The 19,387-nt window shown below is 46.7% G+C and carries 15 protein-coding genes; 7 read left to right on the top strand and 8 right to left on the bottom strand.

What is annotated here, in order from left to right; translation table 11 throughout:
- Nucleotides 1-83: 83 nt before the first annotated feature.
- From Q7V21_RS10045 to mnmG, 3 genes are read right to left on the bottom strand one after another with little or no spacing between them, the layout of a single operon-like run.
- Nucleotides 84-866: a ParA family protein gene (locus Q7V21_RS10045; RefSeq protein ID WP_069294823.1), complete on the bottom strand. Its 783-nt coding sequence runs from the start codon at nt 864-866 to the stop codon at nt 84-86.
- Nucleotides 867-871: 5 nt separating this feature from the next.
- Nucleotides 872-1,498 carry a 16S rRNA (guanine(527)-N(7))-methyltransferase RsmG gene (gene rsmG, locus Q7V21_RS10040; RefSeq protein ID WP_069294824.1) on the bottom strand — a complete coding sequence of 209 codons (627 nt, stop codon included), beginning with the start codon at nt 1,496-1,498 and terminating at the stop codon, nt 872-874.
- Complete coding sequence (gene mnmG, locus Q7V21_RS10035; protein WP_304917168.1) at nt 1,498-3,381, bottom strand: tRNA uridine-5-carboxymethylaminomethyl(34) synthesis enzyme MnmG; 1,884 nt, start codon at nt 3,379-3,381, stop codon at nt 1,498-1,500. The genes rsmG and mnmG overlap by 1 nt, the downstream gene beginning before the upstream one ends.
- A gap of 154 nt (nt 3,382-3,535) precedes the next feature.
- Here mnmG and Q7V21_RS10030 point away from each other — a divergent pair, with 154 nt between their 5' ends.
- Complete coding sequence (locus Q7V21_RS10030) at nt 3,536-3,895, top strand: diacylglycerol kinase (RefSeq protein WP_069294826.1); 360 nt, start codon at nt 3,536-3,538, stop codon at nt 3,893-3,895.
- Here Q7V21_RS10030 and lgt read toward each other — a convergent pair.
- On the bottom strand, nt 3,867-4,661 hold the full coding sequence (gene lgt, locus Q7V21_RS10025; protein WP_304917167.1) for a prolipoprotein diacylglyceryl transferase: 795 nt from the start codon (nt 4,659-4,661) through the stop codon (nt 3,867-3,869). The genes Q7V21_RS10030 and lgt overlap by 29 nt on opposite strands.
- A 287-nt stretch (nt 4,662-4,948) precedes the next feature.
- Here lgt and Q7V21_RS10020 point away from each other — a divergent pair, with 287 nt between their 5' ends.
- From Q7V21_RS10020 to Q7V21_RS10010, 3 genes are all read left to right on the top strand, one after another.
- Nucleotides 4,949-5,668, top strand: a complete 720-nt coding sequence (locus tag Q7V21_RS10020) for a TorF family putative porin (protein WP_304917166.1) — start codon at nt 4,949-4,951, stop codon at nt 5,666-5,668.
- Nucleotides 5,669-5,729: 61 nt separating this feature from the next.
- Nucleotides 5,730-6,068, top strand: coding sequence for a P-II family nitrogen regulator (locus Q7V21_RS10015; RefSeq protein ID WP_304917165.1), 339 nt, complete (start codon nt 5,730-5,732; stop codon nt 6,066-6,068).
- Nucleotides 6,069-6,086: 18 nt separating this feature from the next.
- Complete coding sequence (locus Q7V21_RS10010) at nt 6,087-7,316, top strand: ammonium transporter (protein ID WP_304917164.1); 1,230 nt, start codon at nt 6,087-6,089, stop codon at nt 7,314-7,316.
- Between the two features lie 98 nt (nt 7,317-7,414).
- On the opposite strand, the gene hemE is transcribed toward Q7V21_RS10010, so the two are convergent.
- The 3 genes from hemE to gltB form a co-directional block, all read right to left on the bottom strand.
- Nucleotides 7,415-8,479, bottom strand: a complete 1,065-nt coding sequence (hemE, locus tag Q7V21_RS10005; RefSeq protein WP_304917163.1) for a uroporphyrinogen decarboxylase — start codon at nt 8,477-8,479, stop codon at nt 7,415-7,417.
- 389 nt (nt 8,480-8,868) lie between these two features.
- Nucleotides 8,869-10,275: an FAD-dependent oxidoreductase gene (locus Q7V21_RS10000; protein ID WP_304917162.1), complete on the bottom strand. Its 1,407-nt coding sequence runs from the start codon at nt 10,273-10,275 to the stop codon at nt 8,869-8,871.
- A gap of 24 nt (nt 10,276-10,299) precedes the next feature.
- The gene (gene gltB / locus Q7V21_RS09995) at nt 10,300-14,790 is read right to left on the bottom strand and encodes a glutamate synthase large subunit (RefSeq protein WP_304917161.1); all 4,491 of its coding nucleotides are present in this window, start codon (nt 14,788-14,790) and stop codon (nt 10,300-10,302) included.
- A gap of 232 nt (nt 14,791-15,022) precedes the next feature.
- Between gltB and purE the strand changes: the two genes are divergently transcribed.
- Genes purE through Q7V21_RS09980 form a run of 3 tightly spaced genes read left to right on the top strand, consistent with a single transcriptional unit; the run spans nt 15,023 to nt 16,937 of the window.
- Nucleotides 15,023-15,517, top strand: a complete 495-nt coding sequence (gene purE, locus Q7V21_RS09990) for a 5-(carboxyamino)imidazole ribonucleotide mutase (protein WP_304917160.1) — start codon at nt 15,023-15,025, stop codon at nt 15,515-15,517.
- Nucleotides 15,518-15,531: 14 nt separating this feature from the next.
- A complete protein-coding gene (locus tag Q7V21_RS09985) occupies nt 15,532-16,662 on the top strand; it encodes a 5-(carboxyamino)imidazole ribonucleotide synthase (RefSeq protein ID WP_304917159.1) in 1,131 nt (376 codons plus the stop codon).
- Nucleotides 16,662-16,937, top strand: coding sequence for a SelT/SelW/SelH family protein (locus tag Q7V21_RS09980; protein WP_304917158.1), 276 nt, complete (start codon nt 16,662-16,664; stop codon nt 16,935-16,937). Before Q7V21_RS09985 ends, Q7V21_RS09980 begins: the two co-directional genes overlap by 1 nt.
- Nucleotides 16,938-16,992: 55 nt before the next feature.
- Here Q7V21_RS09980 and topA read toward each other — a convergent pair whose 3' ends face one another.
- The gene (gene topA / locus Q7V21_RS09975) at nt 16,993-19,275 is read right to left on the bottom strand and encodes a type I DNA topoisomerase (protein ID WP_304917157.1); all 2,283 of its coding nucleotides are present in this window, start codon (nt 19,273-19,275) and stop codon (nt 16,993-16,995) included.
- Nucleotides 19,276-19,387 lie beyond the last annotated feature (112 nt).

Here is a 19,387-nt window from a genome sequence, read left to right as displayed (position 1 = left end):
TCCTGATTGACGTCACCTAACAGTGCATCAAGTCCTCTGCCTAATCCTCTTTTTTTACTTACCATGCTAGGAATACCTGTCTGTTAGCTTGCTGATGTTGCTTTTTTATCACGACGCATCAATTCACTGGCCAGTGCCATGTAAGCAATTGAGCCTCGCGAAGTCCTGTCATAATTTAACACAGGCAGGCCATGGCTGGGCGCTTCCGCTAAGCGAACATTTCGTGGAATTATCGAATGAAAGACTTTGTTTTGAAAATGACTGATCAACTGACGTGAAACCTGATTGGCGAGGTTATTACGCGCATCAAACATGGTTCGCACCATGCCGGTGACTTCTAAAGCGGGATTGGCACGTTGTTTAACTCTTTCAATAGTGCGCAGCAAAGAGGTCAAACCTTCCAACGCGTAATACTCACATTGAATAGGTATTAATACACCTTTAGAGGCCACCAGAGCGTTGACCGTTAACATGCTCAATGATGGCGGGCAGTCGATCAGAATGAAGTCGTATTTTTCTTTGCTGGATTCCAGCGCTAATCTGAGACGGTGTTCACGTAGTTTGATGTCCAGCAATTGGACTTCGGCAGCCGTAAGATCGGTGTTGGTGGGCATCACATCAAAGCCAAGACCTTCGGGACGAATGATGGCATCGCTGGCTTTGGCTTCCGCCATAATGACTTCGTAACTGCTGACTTCAATGGCATCTTTATCAATGCCGCAGCCGGTGGTCGCATTACCTTGCGGATCCAAATCAATCATCAGCACTTTTTTGCCCGAATCAGCAAGTGAAGCCGCCAGATTTACTGTGGTCGTGGTTTTACCGACACCACCTTTCTGATTGGTAACCGCAAATATATTTCCCACTGATACTAATCCTTAATCAGTCTTACCAGATGCCTCTCAGCCTGATCTCCCGGTACTCTCAGCGCTACAACATCTTGCAGTTTGAAACCGTTTTGAACCGCTGCCAGTTCTTGTTCAGGGTATACGCCTTTCATCAATATCAGGCTGCCCGCATCATCGCAGTGTCTTGCGGCTAAATCAATAATCTCGGCAATGGTAGCAAATGCTCTGGCAGTAACAACTTCTACCTTGGGCAGGCTTATTTGTTCGACTCGCCCATGTACTACCGTGACATTATTCAATTTCAATTCAGCTTTTACTTGCTGTAAAAAACGTGTCTTTTTGATATTGCTGTCTAGCAAGGTCACGGCCATTTGCGGAAAACAGATGGCAATGGGAATACCGGGAAGCCCAGCGCCACTGCCAACATCTAACAAGCTTTTACAGTTCAGGTAAGGAATGAGCGATAAGCTGTCGAGGATATGCCGTGTCAGCATGCTTTGCGGATCACGTACTGAGGTCAGGTTATAAACCTTGTTCCATTTTTGCAGCAGTGCAAGATAATCCAGCAATAAGGTTTTTTGTTCGTCGGAAAGTTGTAATTGCAGTTCTGCACAGCCCGCATCGAGCTGTGCTTTTAAATCGAATCCCATCAGCTCGCTTCACTCCAGCCTGAACGTTTCAGATGAACTAACAATAATGAAACGGCAGCAGGGGTTACTCCCGAAATCCGCGCTGCTTGTCCTAAACTTTGTGGTTTGGCATTTTGCAGCTTTTCCCGAACTTCGTTGGATAAGCCACGTACATTTTTATAATCCAAATCGGCCGGTAGCGTGGTACTTTCATTACGTTGCAGGCGATTCACCTCATTTTGCTGGCGATTGATATAGCCAGCGTATTTCACTTGAATCATCACCTGCTCGGCTACGTCATCGGCGACTGATTGCTCTTCATCCAATAATGTCATCAAGCCCTGATAATCCACACTGGGTCGACGTAGTAATTCGATTGCTGTACTGCTTTTTGCCAGAGGTTCACCCAGCACTGAAATAGCGCGCTGCTGATCGATTTTATCTGCCGATACTCGTGTGGTATTCAAGCGGGTATTTTCCGCCTCTATCGCTTCCAGCTTGGCACTGAATATAGCCCAACGCTCATCATCGACAATGCCTAACTGACGACCAATTGGTGTCAGACGTGAATCGGCATTATCTTCACGTAACATCAAGCGATATTCCGCACGGCTGGTGAACATACGATACGGCTCTTTAGTGCCAGAGGTGATCAAGTCATCAATTAATACACCGATATAGGCTTCATCACGACGTGGATACCAGGGTTCCAGCTCACGTGCCTGCAATCCGGCATTCAGACCAGCAATCAAACCCTGGGCAGCAGCTTCTTCATAGCCTGTCGTACCATTAATCTGCCCGGCGAAGAATAGGCCAGGCATATGTTTGGTTTCCAGCCACGGTGTTAAATCACGCGGATCGAAAAAGTCATATTCGATGGCATAGCCTGGACGAGTGATATGGGCATTTTCCAAACCCTTCATTGAACGCACAATTTCGTATTGCACATCAAACGGCAGACTGGTGGAAATACCGTTGGGATAGACTTCATTGCAATCCAGACCTTCCGGTTCAAGGAAAATTTGGTGAGAATTACGATCAGCAAAGCGCACCACTTTATCTTCAATCGATGGACAATAACGCGGACCAATACCTTCAATTTCACCACTGTACATTGGTGAACGATCCAGGTTGTTACGGATCACTTCATGGGTTTTTTCATTGGTATGCGTGATATGGCAGGAAATCTGTCTTGGATGATGTTCACGTTTGCCGAGGAAAGAGAATACTGGTGTTGGATAATCACCTGGTTGTTCGGCTAACTGTGAAAAATCAATGCTGTTTGTAGCGATACGTGGTGGTGTACCGGTTTTCAGGCGATCAACGCGAAATGGCAACGCACGTAAACGTTCCGCTAAGGCAACAGAAGCAGGATCGCCAGCGCGACCACCTTGATGACGTTGCAAACCAATATGGATAACACCACCAAGGAAAGTACCAACTGTGAGCACAACGGTCTTAGCCCCGAACCGCAAACCGGATTGGGTGACCACACCCGCAACACGGTCGTTTTCCACGATCAAATCATCGACCGCTTGTTGGAATAAATAGAGATTAGGTTGTGACTCGAGTACTGCACGAACCGCCGCACGGTAGCGAACACGATCAGCCTGAGCACGAGTCGCTCTAACTGCTGGGCCTTTGCTGGCATTAAGAATTCTGAATTGGATACCGGCACGATCAGCAGCTTTGGCCATGATGCCGCCAAGGGCATCAATCTCTTTAACCAGATGACCTTTACCAATACCACCAATTGCCGGGTTACAGCTCATTTGACCGAGGGTTTCGATGTTTTGTGTGAGCAATAGCGTTTTTACACCCTGACGAGCCGCTGCTAATGCAGCTTCGGTACCGGCATGGCCGCCGCCAACGACTATAACGTCATATTGATCCTGATACTGCATAACTCACCCACGACAAAACATATAAAAAGACTGAGGATTTTAACATGGCAGTCATAATCTTTGCCTAATATTTCAATCATTTATGGTCAGATTTCGCTAAAAATCCGTGCAATCTGGCTATCCATTTTTAACAAACTCACTGGACAGTGTAACGATGATTGAAAAAAACACCGGCATCAAACGCTTAATGTTTGCTTTGGTTTATTCATTACAGGGACTGTATGCCGGAATTCGCTATGAATCAGCATTCCGCCAGGAATTTATTCTGCTGTTATTACTGGGCGTAGTCAGCTTTTTCCTTGATGTCACACCAGCTGAAAGGTTGTTGATGATAGCCTCTCTGGTCGCTGTGTTAATTGTTGAAGCACTTAACTCGGCCATTGAGTGTGTGGTCGATAGAGTGAGCACCGATGTTCACAAACTGTCTGGCCGAGCCAAGGATTATGGATCGCTTGCGGTGTTATTAACCTTATTACTCAGTGCCGCTACCTGGTTGATGATTTTGTTGGATTAGCGCTTTGGTAGGCCCAGAACATCATAGCCGCACCTGCAACAATCATCGGGACGCATAGCAACTGCCCCATGGTGAACCAATCAAACGCCAGATAGCCGTATTGCGGATCGGGAACCCGGAAAAACTCTGCTATAAAACGGAAACAACCATAACCTAATAAAAACAACCCTGATACCGCTGCACGTGGTCGAGCCTTTGCTGAGAACAACCACAAAATAATAAACAGTAACAAACCTTCAAGCATGGCTTGATAAAGCTGTGAGGGGTGGCGAGCTAACGGTCCTCCGGTTGGAAATACCATTGCCCACGGCACATCCGATACCCGGCCCCATAATTCGCCATTAATAAAATTACCTATCCGGCCAAAAAACAAACCTAATGGCACTAATGGTGCTGCGAAGTCACTGATTTGAAAAAAGGACTTACCTGACTTGCGACCAAATAGCCAAATTGCAACAAGTACACCAATTAAACCACCATGGAACGACATGCCTCCCTGCCAGACTTTGAATAAATTCAGTGGGTTATCAAGCACATTCGGTAAATCGTAAAATAAAGCATAGCCAATCCGGCCACCCAAAATCACCCCAATTGCACCATAAAAAAGCAAATCTTCTACCTGGGATTTCTCCCAACCATGAGCTTCGGCTCTCCATCTGCCCAGCATCCAGGCTGCAACAAAACCAAACAGGTACATCAAGCCATACCAATGGATGGCTAATGGCCCAAGCTCAAGGGCAACTGGATCAATCTGTGGATAATTCATTTGTCGTTCTCATCTTCGTAGGTGCAGGCATCATAACAAGCCAGCTATTAATCTTCATTAACAGAATTTGCACCGTTTTTGTGCGATACAATTTCGTCGACGCACCAAAATAACTCTTTTGAAAACGGCCAGACAACTGCAAATCTTATTAAACCAATGAAATATAATGCTTTTTTAAAAGTGGCATGTAAACTGCGTTAGTTGTGGCAGTCTGAATACACGATGTTGTAAAAAATCAACGCATCGGATTCAACAAGACTAAAAACAATTCAAACGAGGAGATATAAATGAAATTCAAAACGCTCTCAGCAATGTGTCTTGCTGCTACAACTGTTTTAGCCACTTCATCAGCAATGGCATGGGAAAGCGAAGACGGTCAACACAGCACCAGTGCAAGTGTTGAATTGGCATCGGATTATGTATGGCGTGGTGTGTCACAAACATTAAACAAGCCAGCTATTTCTGGTAGTTTTGACTACGAGCATGCCAGTGGTTTTTATGCCGGTACCTGGGCTTCAAATGTAGATTTTGATGATGATGCCTCTAGCGAGATCGATATCTACGCAGGTTTTGCCGGTGAGTTCGGCGAGTCAGGCATCGGTTTTGACATCGGTGTACTTCGCTACATGTACCCAGGCGAAGCCACTCTTAACTGGAATGAAGTGGTTGGTTCACTGAGTTACAGCTATTTCACTTTCGGTGTTGCACATTCTGGTGATGTTTTTGGCACCAGTGAGACCGGCACATATTACAGCCTTGGTTTTGATTACGATCTTCCTATGGATATTGGCTTCTCTGCTGGCATCGGTTATTACGACTTCAACAGCAGTGTAACTGAGTCTGGTGATCCGAATAGCTACAGAGATTACATGGTAGGTATTTCGAAAGAAATGATCGGGCTTGATTTTGGTTTAACCTATACTAGCAGTGACAGTGATGGTAAAAAAATCTTCGGCAAACGTTATGCTGATGACCGTCTGATTCTGACTGTCGGTAAAACATTCTAAGACCTTATCTGTGGACCGCCTTGCTTAGCAAGGCGGTTTATTCTAAAGAAGGAATACGCTTATGAAACAAGTTGTAGCAATTATCAAGCCCTTCAAGCTTGATGATGTCCGCGAATCACTCTCCGAAATCGGCGTGCAAGGTTTAACGGTTTCTGAAGTAAAAGGATTTGGACGTCAAAAAGGTCACACTGAGTTATACAGGGGTGCGGAGTATGTTGTAGATTTCCTGCCTAAGTTAAAACTGGAAATCGCAATTGATGACAGCATCGTAGAACAAGTTATCGAAGCTATCATTAAAGGTGCTAACACTGGCAAAATCGGTGATGGCAAAATCTTCGTTTACCCACTCGAGCAAGTGGTTCGGATTCGCACTGGCGAAACCGGCCCAGATGCCCTGTAAGCTTAGGGAGTATAGAAAATGGAAAATGAAATCTTTGAACTCCAATATGCCTTAGATACCTTTTATTTTGTAATAAGTGGTGCCTTTGTCATGTGGATGGCAGCTGGTTTTTCCATGCTTGAAGCCGGTCTGGTTCGAGCTAAAAATACCACTGAAATCCTGACTAAAAACGTCATGTTGTTTGCCATTGCTTGCACCATGTACATGATTGTTGGTTACAGCATTATGTATGATGGCGGAATCTTCCTTTCCGGCATTCTAGGTGATGGTGTTGCCGAAGACTGGACATACTCTCCTTCTGCAGACTTTTTCTTCCAAGTCGTGTTTGTTGCCACAGCCATGTCTATTGTTTCAGGTGCGGTAGCGGAACGTATGAAGCTCTGGTCATTTGCAGCATTTGCTGTCGTTTTGACAGGCTTTATCTATCCTTTACAAGGCAGCTGGACTTGGGGTGAACAAGATGTATTTGGTTTGTTCAACCTTGGTGAACTTGGCTATCTTGATTTTGCTGGCTCTGGTATCGTTCACATGGCCGGTGCTGCTGCAGCATTAGCAGGTGTTATCTTGCTGGGCGCTCGTAAAGGTAAATATGGTCCAAACGGCGAAGTTCGCCCAATTCCGGGTGCAAATCTACCATTAGCTACTCTGGGCACATTCATTTTATGGATGGGTTGGTTTGGCTTTAACGGTGGTTCAGTGTTAGCCACAGCCTCTGTTGCTGATGCAAATGCTGTTGCCATTGTGTTTATGAACACCAATGCCGCTGCGGCTGGTGGTGTAATTGCTGCACTGATCGTTGCCAAACTGCTGTTTGGTAAAGCTGACTTAACCATGATTCTGAATGGTGCTTTAGCTGGTCTGGTTGCAATTACTGCTGGCCCTGATACACCAACTCCTTTGATGGCGACCATCATCGGTGCGGTTGGTGGTGCCATTGTGGTGTTCTCAATCGTCTTTATGGATAAAGTTAAAATTGACGACCCAGTCGGTGCTATCTCTGTGCATGGTGTAGTTGGTATTTGGGGTCTGCTGGCAGTGCCACTGACCAATCCAGATGCCACTTTCTCAGCACAAATCATCGGTGCAGTAACCATCTTTGTTTGGGTATTTGGCGCCAGCTTAATTGTCTGGGGAGTACTGAAAATGATTATGGGTCTGCGTGTGACCGAAGAAGAAGAATACGAAGGTGTGGATTTGGTGGAATGTGGTATGGAAGCATACCCAGAGTTCACTAATAATTCTAACTAAGTTATTCTCGACACAACAAAAAAGGGCAGGTTTATCCTGCCCTTTTTTATGTCTGTAAACCAGCAATAGCTAGCAACTTCCTCATCGTAATTTAAACATTATTGGTGGTACTGAACACTCTCTGCATGCACTGCATCCACTAACGCTGCGACGTGTTCTGGGTTAATCGTCGGATGAATACCGTGGCCCAAATTAAACACATGGCCACTGCCGTGACCATAGGCTTTGAGAATTTCTTTTACTTCTGTTTTTATTCGTTCCGGCTGAGCGTATAACACGCAAGGATCCATATTGCCCTGCAAGGCGACTTTGTCACCAACCTGATAACGTGCCGATGAGATATCGGTCGTCCAGTCCAAACCTAAGGCATCCGCCCCGGCTTCAGCCATATGACTCAGCCATTGGCCACCGCCTTTGGTGAACATCGTTACCGGTACTCGTCTTCCTTCATTTTCTTTGGTCAGTCCGCTGATAATCTGCTGCATATAGGCCAAAGAAAACTCTCTGTAATTAGGCCCACTTAACGCGCCGCCCCAGGTATCAAATAACATCAAAGCCTGAGCTCCCGCGGCAATTTGAGCATTTAAGTAAGCAGTTACAGACTTGGCAAGCACTGATAACAAGTCATGCATCACTTCCGGAGCATCAAACATCATGGCTTTGATTTTAGCGAAATCCTTACTCGAACCACCCTCAACCATATAACAAGCCAAGGTCCACGGACTGCCACTAAAACCAATTAACGGCACTTTGCCATCAATTTCCCTGCGGGTAAGGCGAATAGCATCCATCACATAACCCAGACTGTCTTCCATATCCGGCACACTAAGATTGGCTACATCCGCGGCACTACGTACTGTTTTATGAAATTTGGGTCCTTCCCCAGAAACAAAATGCAGCCCCAGCCCCATGGCATCAGGAATCGTCAAAATATCGGAAAAAATAATCGAGGCATCGAGATCGTAACGTCGAAGTGGCTGCAGGGTGACTTCACAAGCCAGCTCCGGCGTAGTGCACAACGTCATAAAATCACCGGCTTTTTCACGTACCTGACGATATTCAGGTAGATACCTGCCAGCCTGACGCATAATCCAAATGGGAGTTTTATCGACCGGTTGCTTTAATAAAGCACGCAGATAACGATCATTTTTTAATTCGGACACCGAAGCACCTTTTTTGTTGATGGCAATTCCCAATCTCAGAAACAAAATCGCACTGAGCGATCATACTCCAGGGTCTGTTGATCTTTCATAGCCACCACTGCTGGAGGCTATTTTTTCGTCCAACAAGGCGGAAATGATGCGATGTAGTTGTTCTACATAAGTCATTTCCAACGCCGTTGGGCGGAAAAATAGTCCCAGCCCTTCGGGTTGTGGCTGAAAATACACCACTCTGCGTTGCTCGTCATTTATTTAGAGCGACTAAACTGCATTCCTCGCGTCTTGATTGGTGTATTTTCAGTCACAACAGAGGCGGCTATGAAAGATCAACAGACCCTAGCTGACCAACACAGTGCGATAAGATTGCCACGGGTTCAGATAAAACTGGAGAGTTAAACTTCCAGATATTCAAGAATACCTTCAGCCGCCTGGCGACCTTCCCAAACAGCGGTAACCACTAAATCAGATCCACGCACCATATCGCCACCGGCAAAGATTTTCGGGTTAGTGGTTTGATAAGCGCAAGCACCTTCAGCCGGGGCAACCACACGGCCACCATCATCAATGCTGACATTGAATTTCTCAAACCATGGAGCCGGACTTGGACGGAAACCAAAGGCAATAACAACGGCATCGGCTGGAATAATTTCTTCACTGCCAGGTACCGGTTCCGGACGACGGCGGCCACGTTCATCTGGCTCACCCATTGCTGTAGTCACCACTTTTACACCGGTAACTTTATTGCCATCACCAACAATTTCAATCGGCTGACGATTCCACATGAACTCCACGCCTTCTTCACGCGCATTATTCACTTCACGGCGTGAGCCAGGCATGTTTTCTTCATCACGGCGGTAGGCACAGATAACACTGGTTGCACCCTGGCGAATCGCTGTACGATTACAGTCCATAGCAGTATCGCCACCGCCAAGCACAACTACTTGTTTACCTTCTAATGAAACATAATTTTCGGAAGGCAGTTCCAGTAGCTTTTTATTGTTCGCAACCAGATAGGGTAAAGCTTCATAAACACCGGGTAATTCTTCACCCGGGAAGCCGCCTTTCATATAAGTGTAAGTCCCCATACCCAGGAAAACAGCATCGTATTCTTCAAGCAAAGCATCAAATTCAATGTCTTTACCCACTTCTATATTTAAGCGGAATTCAATGCCCATACCTTCCATGACTTCGCGGCGACGTTTAACAACTTCTTTTTCCAACTTGAATTCTGGAATACCAAAGGTCAGCAAGCCACCAATTTCCGGGTAGCGATCAAAGACTACTGGCTTTACACCATTACGAATCAATACATCCGCCGCACCTAATCCTGCAGGCCCTGCACCAATCACCGCAACACGTTTACCCGTATCCACAACCTTGGACAAATCAGGACGCCAGCCTTGTGATAATGCGGTATCAGTAATGTATTTTTCCACTGAGCCAATGGTTACGGCACCAAAACCGTCATTTAAGGTACAAGCACCTTCACATAAACGATCCTGAGGGCAAACCCGACCACAGATTTCTGGCAACGTATTGGTCTGGTGAGCCAGTTCAGCGGCCTGTTCCAGGTTGCCTTCACTGATCAGTTTCAGCCAGTTTGGAATGTAGTTATGTACCGGACACTTCCACTCACAGTAGGGATTACCACATTCCAGACACCGGTCAGCCTGTTCAGCTGCTTGAGGTGCATCAAATTGCCCGTAAATTTCACCAAATTGCTGTTTGCGAACATTTGCATCCAGTTTTTTAGGGTCAACACGACCTACATCTAAAAATTGAAACGTATTTTTTTTCATCGTTATTATGTTTTACCAGTTGTATCAGGCCGCTTTGGTGGCGATTTTCAATAAACCATCCAATGACGCTGCTTTGGGTTTGACCAGCCAGAATGCTTTAATCGCTTGTTCAAAACGATCCAAGATCTGGTGCGCCCAGACACTACCGGTTTCACGCACGTGGTCTTCAATAAGGCCTTTTAGATGCAAGGCGACTTCAGACATTTCGTCACCGTCAATCCGCACCAATTCAACCAGCTCTTCGTTATAACGCTCAGCAAAGGTGTTATCCAAATCCAATACGTAAGCCAGACCGCCAGTCATGCCGGCACCAAAGTTCAGGCCTGTTTCGCCCAATACGGCAACGACACCACCGGTCATATATTCACAACCGTGATCACCCACACCTTCAACAACGGCAACAGCACCAGAATTACGCACGGCAAAACGTTCACCAGCTTTACCCGCAGCATATAACTCGCCACCTGTCGCACCGTATAAACAAGTATTACCGATAATGCTGGCATTTTGTGTTTCGAAATCGCTTTCCGGTGACGGATAGATACTCAGTTTGCCAGCAGCCATGCCTTTACCAACATAGTCATTGGCATCGCCTTCCAGGCGCATTTCCAGACCGCCAGCATTAAATACACCAAAGCTTTGTCCGGCAGAACCTTTCAGGTTCAGACGGATAGGTTTATCAGCCATGCCGTAGTTGCCATGTAATTTGGCAATTTCACCGGATAAACGTGCACCGATTGAACGGTTAATGTTACGAATGTTGTAACTGAACTCACCGCTGGTTTTATTAACGATAGTATCTTTAATATCAACTACCATCTGCTCTGCCAATTCACCTTTATCATAAGGTTCATTTTTCGGCTCAAGGCAGAATTGTGGCTTGTCTTCAGGAACACCTGCATTTGACAATAAAGGTTGCAGATCCAGTCCGCGCTGTTTATCGGTGGTTCCAGGTAACACTTCAAGTAAGTCGGTGCGACCGATCAGGTCCTGCAAACTGCGAACACCAAGTTTTGCCAACCATTCACGGGTTTCGCGAGCGACAAACTGGAAGTAGTTCATCACCATTTGTGGCAGACCGATAAAGTGCTGGGTACGCAGCTTTTCATTCTGCGTAGCAACACCGGTTGCACAGTTATTCAAATGACAGATCCGCAGGTATTTACAACCTAACGCCACCATTGGTCCAGTTCCAAAGCCAAAGCTTTCAGCCCCCAGAATGGCAGCCTTGATAACATCAAGACCCGTTTTCAGGCCACCGTCAGTTTGCAGACGTACTTTGTCACGTAAATCGTTGGCACGCAGCGTTTGATGGGCTTCGCTCAAACCAAGCTCCCAAGGGCCGCCGGCATATTTGACCGAAGTCAGTGGGCTGGCACCGGTACCACCGTCATAACCAGAGATAGTAATCAAATCGGCATAGGCTTTTGCTACACCTGCAGCCACGGTTCCAACACCGGCTTGCGATACCAGTTTTACCGATACCAATGCATCAGGGTTAACCTGTTTCAAATCGAAGATCAGCTGCGCCAGATCTTCAATCGAATAAATATCATGATGCGGCGGTGGTGAAATCAACGTTACACCTGGCACAGAATGGCGCAGCGTAGCAATCATCTGATTAACTTTGCCGCCCGGTAACTGACCACCCTCACCCGGCTTAGCACCTTGAGCGATTTTGATCTGTAATACTTCGGCATTGACCAGATAATGTGGGGTTACACCAAACCGGCCTGAAGCAATCTGTTTGATTTTGGAAACGCGTTCGTTACCAAAACGATCCGGATCTTCACCACCTTCGCCCGAATTTGAACGACCACCTAAACGGTTCATCGCAATAGCTAAAGCTTCATGTGCTTCAGGTGATAAGGCTCCTAAAGACATACCTGCACTGTCAAAGCGTTTGAGAATAGCGCCGGTATCTTCAACTTCTTCGATATCTAATGGCGTATCGGCCAATTTAACATCAAGCAGATCGCGCAACACCATCGCCGGACGCTCGTTCACTAACGCGGCATAAGTTTTATAGTCATCGTAACTGCCGCCTTGAACGGCTTTTTGCAATGTTCCGATAACGTCTGGGTTGTAGGCGTGATATTCACCACCATGGATGAATTTCAGTAAACCGCCTTGCTCACGTTTTTTACGTTGATTCCAGGCAAGTTTAGACAGTTGTATTTGATCTTGATGCAGGGCTTCAAAATCTGCACCATTAACGCGGCTGGTCGTAGCAGTAAAGCACTTGTCGACTACCGCATCGTTCAAACCAACGATTTCAAACAGTTGTGCTCCACGATAGCTGGCTATGGTTGAAATACCCATTTTCGAGGTAATTTTGAACAGACCTTTATTAATGCCCTTACGGTAGTGACGGCATAACTTGGCATGTTCGATATCTTTGATTTCATTGGTAGCACGCAGATCCTGCAAGCAAGCGTATGCCAGATAAGGATAAATTGCGGTTGCACCATAGCCCAGTAGCACACCGAAATGATGTGGATCACGAGCGGTAGCGGTTTCAATAATCAGATTGGCGTCGCAGCGTAAGCCGGATTTAATCAGATGCTGATGCACCGCACCGGTTGCCAATAAGGCGTGAACCGGCAATGTGTCTTTGGAAATATCGCGATCACTTAGAATCAATACAACATTGCCATCACGGACAGCTTGTTCTGCCTCCGCACAAATTGCATCAATCGCTTTCTCCAGGCCGACTTCTGGCTGGTAATTCAACGAAATCCGATGCGATTTATATTCCGGATCGGTGTCGCCCAGTTTGAGAATTTGCTTAAACAGCTTTTCAGTCAATACTGGAGAATCAAGCACCACCCGTTGTGCGTGATCTTCGCCTTCTTCAAACAGATTACGTTCCTGACCAATACAGGTTTCCAGTGACATAACAATGTTTTCACGCAATGGATCGATCGGTGGATTGGTCACCTGCGCGAACTGTTGACGGAAAAAGTCGTATAACGAACGGACTTTCTGTGACATGACCGCAAACGGGCTATCGTCACCCATTGAACCGACAGCTTCCTGGCCAATCTCACCTAATACACGGATGACCTGATCACGCTCTTCAAAGCTTACACCGAACATTTTTTCAAACACTTCAAGCTCTTCACCTTGAATTTCAGGCAAAGTATGCTCGTCGTCTTTTTCGGTGTCCTGCAGTCGCTGCAGATTATTATTCAGCCACTCGCCATAAGGCTGGGCGTTTTTCAGCATATTGTTGATATCTTCCGGCATCAACAACTCACCGGTCTGAGTATCAACCGCCAGCATTTGACCTGGTTTCAGACGGCCTTTGGCTACAACATCTTCTGGTTGATAGTTGTAAACACCCACTTCCGAAGCGAGAGTAATGTGACGATCTTTGGTAATAACATAGCGCGCCGGACGTAAACCATTACGATCCAGCGTACATGCAGCATAACGACCATCTGTGATAACCACACCTGCAGGACCATCCCATGGTTCCATATGCATTGAGTTAAAGTCATAGAAGGCTTTCAGATCAGCATCCATTGTCGGATCATTCTGCCAGGCTGGTGGAATCAGCAAACGCATGGCACGGAACATACTTACGCCACCCGCCAGCAAGGCTTCCAGCATATTATCCATGCTGGATGAGTCGGAACCAGTGGTGCCGACTAATGGACGGATGTCTTCCATGTTTTCAATTAACGAGGTCGCAAACTTGGCACCACGAGCCAAAGCCCAGTTACGGTTACCTTGTACGGTATTGATTTCACCGTTGTGCGCCAGATAACGGAATGGCTGAGCCAAACGCCATTGCGGCCAGGTGTTGGTAGAGAAGCGCTGATGGAATACGCAAATAGCTGTTTCCATACGCTCGTCACCGAGATCTTTGTAAAACACCGGCAAGTAAGACGGCATTACCAGACCTTTATATGACACCACTTGTGATGACAAGGTTGGAATGTAGAAATCTTTGTCGTCAGTGATGGCTTTTTCTGCTTTACGGCGTGCGATGTAAAGATTGCGTTCAAACGCAGCAGCATCCATAGACTCGCCAGCATTAACAAATACATGCCGCATCTTCGGCAGTAAACGTAATGCTTCCTGACCACAGGCTGTTTCCGCATCGACCGGCACTTCGCGCCAGCCTAATACTTGCAGGCCTTGTTCAGTGAGTTTTTCGGTAACGGCATCCTGCGCTAACTGTGCTTTGTTGTCGTCCTGTGACAGAAAAACCATACCGACTGCGTAATGCGGTGCCAATGAAAAGCCAAGCTCTTCAGCAATCGCTTTAAAGAAACTGTCGGGCTTTTTCAGCAATAAACCGCAACCGTCTCCGGTCTTACCGTCAGCTCCGATTGCGCCACGATGGGTCAAGTTACCCAAAGCTTCAATGGCGGTTTTAACCAGCCAATGGCTAGGCTTACCATCCATTTGGGCAATCATTCCGAATCCGCAGTTATCGCGCTCAAATTCAGGTCTGTAGAGACCTTGTGTTAGTTCTGTTGGCTGACTCACGTCACATACCTTCATCGTTTGTTAGCGCCGTCGCAGCTCCATTCCGGTGGTTAAACCGGCACAGCTATGTCAAAACTGAGGAGCGTCGCACAAAAACACGGCAGAAAGGATCACCTAGTATAACGATTGATCCAGCACCATTCAATTCTAGCTACGTTTTTAGACCGTGCTATCAGCAGTAAATTTTCCTATTTTCAATAAAATAGCTAAAATGCACTGCTTTTCTGACAATACAATCGGACTAACAATGGACAAACCACTGGTAGGTGTAGTGATGGGCAGCAATAGTGACTGGCCTGTCATGCAAAAAGCCGTGGAGCAACTTGAAGCTTTCGGCGTTGCCTATGAAACACAAGTTGTCTCCGCACACCGCACACCTGATCTGCTGACCGAGTATGCCAAAACGGCTAAAGCTAAAGGTTTACGCTGTATTATCGCTGGTGCCGGTGGTGCTGCCCATTTACCCGGCATGCTCGCTGCGAATACATTAGTACCCGTTCTTGGCGTACCCGTTCCATCTCGCTACCTTAAAGGTCAGGATTCGTTATTATCCATTGTGCAAATGCCGAAGGGAATACCAGTAGCGACCTTTGCCATCGGTGAAGCTGGTGCCGCCAATGCTGCCCTGTTTGCCATCGCCCAGTTATCTATTCATGACAAAAAACTGGAAGCTAAACTCGAGCAGTTTCGTAAAAGTCAGCATCAGGCCGTTCTCGACATGACGCTGCCCCCACTAGCCTAGAACTGAGGACGTAAATGATTTTACCAGGTGCCACATTAGGAATGCTGGGCGGCGGTCAATTAGGCCGCATGTTTACTACCGCAGCCCAGACAATGGGCTATAAAGTCATTGTGCTGGATCCGGATAAAAACAGCCCTGCCGGTATTATTGCTGATCAGCATATCTGTGCGGCTTATACCGACGAGTCCGCCCTCAGCGAACTTGCTCAACTTTGTGCTGCCATCACTACCGAGTTTGAAAATATTCCTGCCAGCACCTTAGCCTTTCTTGAACAGCGAACTGTGGTTCACCCCTCTTCATCCGCGCTGGCCAGCACGCAGAACCGGAATGTTGAAAAAAACTTTATTCGTGCTCAGGGTATCGCCACCGTTCCCTTTGTAAAAATTCACTCTACTGATGATATTGATAGCATCGGTGATCAGATTACGTTTCCGGCCATTCTGAAAGTGGCAACTTTTGGTTACGATGGCAAAGGCCAGATTGTTTGTGAAGATTTCTCTGCCGTGCATGCGGCATTTAATGCTATGGGTCAAAAAGAATGTGTTCTGGAACAACGTATTGATCTGGAGCGTGAAATATCAGTTGTGTTGGCTCGCGGCCAGGATGGCCAGATAACCGCCTTTCCGGTTGCCGAAAATGTGCATATCAATGGCATTTTGCATTCTACGACTGTGCCGAGCATTGCAGCGCAATCTCAACAGCAAACGGCTATTGAGATGGCCTGTAAACTGGCTGAAGGACTATCTTACGTTGGCACCATGGCGGTTGAGTTTTTTGTCTCCAAACACGGCGAAATTATTGCCAATGAAATCGCGCCCAGACCGCATAATTCCGGTCACTACACCCTGGACGCCTGTCGCACCTCGCAATTTGAACAACAAGTACGCATGCTTTGCGGTCTGCCAGCCGGAACTGCAGAATTAATTTCGCCAGTGGTGATGATTAATTTATTGGGTGATGTGTGGGGCAATAGCCAGCCACATTGGGATAAACTGCTTGCCCAGCCAGATATCAAGCTGCATTTGTATGGAAAAAAAGAAGCACGCGCTGGTCGCAAGATGGGGCACTTTAATGTACTTGCTGCCGACACAACATCGGCAATGGAGCTTGCCAGCCAGACCTTTGATGCCATCAAAGCTGATTAATGCACAACATTACTATCACCTATTGCACACAATGCCGCTGGATGCTGCGCGCTGCCTGGATGGCCCAGGAGCTACTCACCACCTTTGACGGCGAGATTACAGAATTAACGTTAAAACCGGGTACCGGCGGCGTTTTTGAGGTAACTGCAGATGATGTGTTGGTCTGGTCAAGAAAACAGGAAGGCCGCTTCCCGGATATTACAGAACTTAAACAACGCGTCCGTGACGTCATTGCTCCAGAACAGGATTTAGGTCATTCCGATAAGAAAAAGTAATAACTGGATCTGTGTGGGAAAAAAAGGGACGTAAAAACGTCCCTTTTTTTGCCCTTTAAGCGCCTTCCACTTTGACACTGTAACCGCAATCTTTCTGCGGACAGACTTTTTCAGTACCTTTGCTCTTGGTGGTTTTTATACTCAAAATCGGCCAATTACAATTTGGACAAGGCTCTGCGACCGGCTCATTCCATATCGCATAATCACAGGTTGGATATTCCGAGCAGGAATAAAACACTTTGCCGCGTCGTGATTTACGGGTAAGGATCTCTCCTTTTTTACATTTCGGGCATTCAACACCGGTTTTATCCGGTTGTTCCAACGATTCAATATGCTTACATTTCGGATAGCTGCTGCAGCCGATAAATTTTCCGTACTTACCGGTACGCACCCATAGATCCGATTCGCATTTAGGACATTTACGACCTTCTACGACTTCCGGTTCACTGGCTGTTGTTTCTTCACCATCAATATTACGCGTGTAATCGCATTCTGGATAACCGGTACAACCGATGAAACGGCCACTTCGACCCAACCGGCTGGAGAGTTTTTTACCACACTTCGGACAGTCTTCGTCTAATAATTCCTGGGTAACGTCGCTACGCTGAACTTCTTTGTCCTTGGTTTCGACCTGCTCTTTAAACGGGCCCCAGAAGTTGCGTAACAATGGAATCCACTCTGCCTCACCACGTGACACCGCATCCAGATCATCTTCCAGTTTGGCGGTAAAGTCATAATCCACATAGCGAGTAAAATGCTCGACCAGAAACTTTCCTACGACCCGACCCACATCAGTTGGGTGAAAACGCTTGGTAATCAGCTCAACATATTCACGTTGCAAAAGCGTGGAAATAATACTGGCATAAGTCGATGGTCGGCCAATATCATGCTCTTCAAGACTGCGGACCAAACTGGCTTCACTATATCTCGGTGGTGGCTCGGTAAAGTGTTGCTCAGGACGGATGGCAATTAAGTCGATAACTTCTCCGACTTCCATCGGCGGCAAAATAGTCTCATCTTTATCGCCTTTAGTATCGTCTTTGCCTTCCAGGTAAACACTCATAAAGCCAGGATTAACGACGGTTGAGCCGTTAGCGCGGAACGTATTGCCTTTGCCACAGCCAAAATCCACTGCAACGGTATTTAACGTCGCATGAATCATCTGACTGGCTAAAGTACGCTGCCAAATCAGGTTATAAAGTTTGTGTTGATCGGCAGATAAATACGCTTTCATTTCATCTGGCGTGCGCAGCACTGAGGTCGGCCGGATTGCCTCATGTGCTTCCTGCGCATTTTTGGATTTGGTTTTGTATTCCTGCGGTTTGCTCGGTACCGATTTGGCACCATAACGCTGGCCAATAAACATACGGATTTCTTCGATCGCTTCTGCCGCCAGCGTCACCGAATCGGTACGCATATAGGTGATTAAACCTTCCGCACCTTCACCGGTATCCACCCCTTCATATAGCTGCTGAGCAACACTCATTGTGCGCTGTGCACCAAAACCTAATTTACGGGAAGCTTCCTGTTGCAAGGTTGAGGTGGTGAACGGGGCTGCTGGATTACGTTTACGTTGTTTTTTCTCAACGTGAGTAACCAGCAACTTGCCTTCTGCAGCTTTGATTAATGTCTTAACAACGTCATCAGCCTGCTCGGTGTGTTCAATACTGAACTGACTGAGCTTTTCGTTTTTGTACTGGGTTAATTTTGCTTGAAACGGTACTTTCTCGGCCGCAGCATCGGCTTCAATGGTCCAGTATTCCTGAGCTTTGAACGCTTCAATTTCCAGTTCACGCTCGACAATCATTCTAAGTGCAGGGCTTTGTACCCTACCCGCCGATAAACCTCGACGCACTTTTTTCCATAACAACGGCGAAAGGGTAAAGCCAACCAGATAATCTAGTGCTCGTCGTGCCTGCTGAGCATTGACCAAATCCATAGAAAGCTCTCTGGGATTGGCTACCGCATCATTAACGGCTTGCTTGGTGATCTCATGGAATACAACTCGAAAGGTTTCTTTATCTTTTAATACGCCTTTCTTTTTTAACAGTTCATATAAATGCCAGGAGATAGCCTCTCCTTCACGATCCGGATCCGTTGCCAGATAGAGCGTGTCGGCATTTTTCATGGCTTTGGCAATCGCATCGACGTGTTTGCTGTTGCGATCGATGATCTGATATTTCATGGCAAAATCATTGGACGGGTCGACAGCACCTTCTTTAGGCAGTAAATCCCGGACATGACCATAAGATGCCAAGACTTCTACATCTTTGCCCAGATATTTTTTGATGGTCTTGGCCTTGGCCGGTGACTCAACAATGACGAGTTTTTTTCCCATAAAATCCTGTACCAAAAATAGACGCTCTAAATAACACTGCCCGTGTAAAACGGGCAGTGTTATGCATAATAAGAGCGGTCAAATTCAGTGAATAACCGCTTCCAAATCTTCA

The sequence above is a fragment of the Methylophaga sp. genome (assembly GCF_030651745.1).
Note: the sequence above shows the minus strand (reverse complement) of the source record. Positions and strands in the feature narration are given on the sequence as shown.

What these genes read in the sequence shown, in the direction of transcription:
- Q7V21_RS10000 (WP_304917162.1), bottom strand. Translation starts at nt 10,275, where the DNA reads ATGAAAAAAAATACGTTTCAATTTTTAGATGTAGGTCGTGTTGACCCT.
- Q7V21_RS10015 (WP_304917165.1), top strand. Translation starts at nt 5,730, where the DNA reads ATGAAACAAGTTGTAGCAATTATCAAGCCCTTCAAGCTTGATGATGTC.
- mnmG (WP_304917168.1), bottom strand. Translation starts at nt 3,381, where the DNA reads ATGCAGTATCAGGATCAATATGACGTTATAGTCGTTGGCGGCGGCCAT.
- Q7V21_RS10010 (WP_304917164.1), top strand. Translation starts at nt 6,087, where the DNA reads ATGGAAAATGAAATCTTTGAACTCCAATATGCCTTAGATACCTTTTAT.
- Q7V21_RS09980 (WP_304917158.1), top strand. Translation starts at nt 16,662, where the DNA reads ATGCACAACATTACTATCACCTATTGCACACAATGCCGCTGGATGCTG.
- lgt (WP_304917167.1), bottom strand. Translation starts at nt 4,661, where the DNA reads ATGAATTATCCACAGATTGATCCAGTTGCCCTTGAGCTTGGGCCATTA.
- Q7V21_RS09985 (WP_304917159.1), top strand. Translation starts at nt 15,532, where the DNA reads ATGATTTTACCAGGTGCCACATTAGGAATGCTGGGCGGCGGTCAATTA.
- rsmG (WP_069294824.1), bottom strand. Translation starts at nt 1,498, where the DNA reads ATGGGATTCGATTTAAAAGCACAGCTCGATGCGGGCTGTGCAGAACTG.
- purE (WP_304917160.1), top strand. Translation starts at nt 15,023, where the DNA reads ATGGACAAACCACTGGTAGGTGTAGTGATGGGCAGCAATAGTGACTGG.
- gltB (WP_304917161.1), bottom strand. Translation starts at nt 14,790, where the DNA reads ATGAAGGTATGTGACGTGAGTCAGCCAACAGAACTAACACAAGGTCTC.
- Q7V21_RS10030 (WP_069294826.1), top strand. Translation starts at nt 3,536, where the DNA reads ATGATTGAAAAAAACACCGGCATCAAACGCTTAATGTTTGCTTTGGTT.
- Q7V21_RS10020 (WP_304917166.1), top strand. Translation starts at nt 4,949, where the DNA reads ATGAAATTCAAAACGCTCTCAGCAATGTGTCTTGCTGCTACAACTGTT.
- topA (WP_304917157.1), bottom strand. Translation starts at nt 19,275, where the DNA reads ATGGGAAAAAAACTCGTCATTGTTGAGTCACCGGCCAAGGCCAAGACC.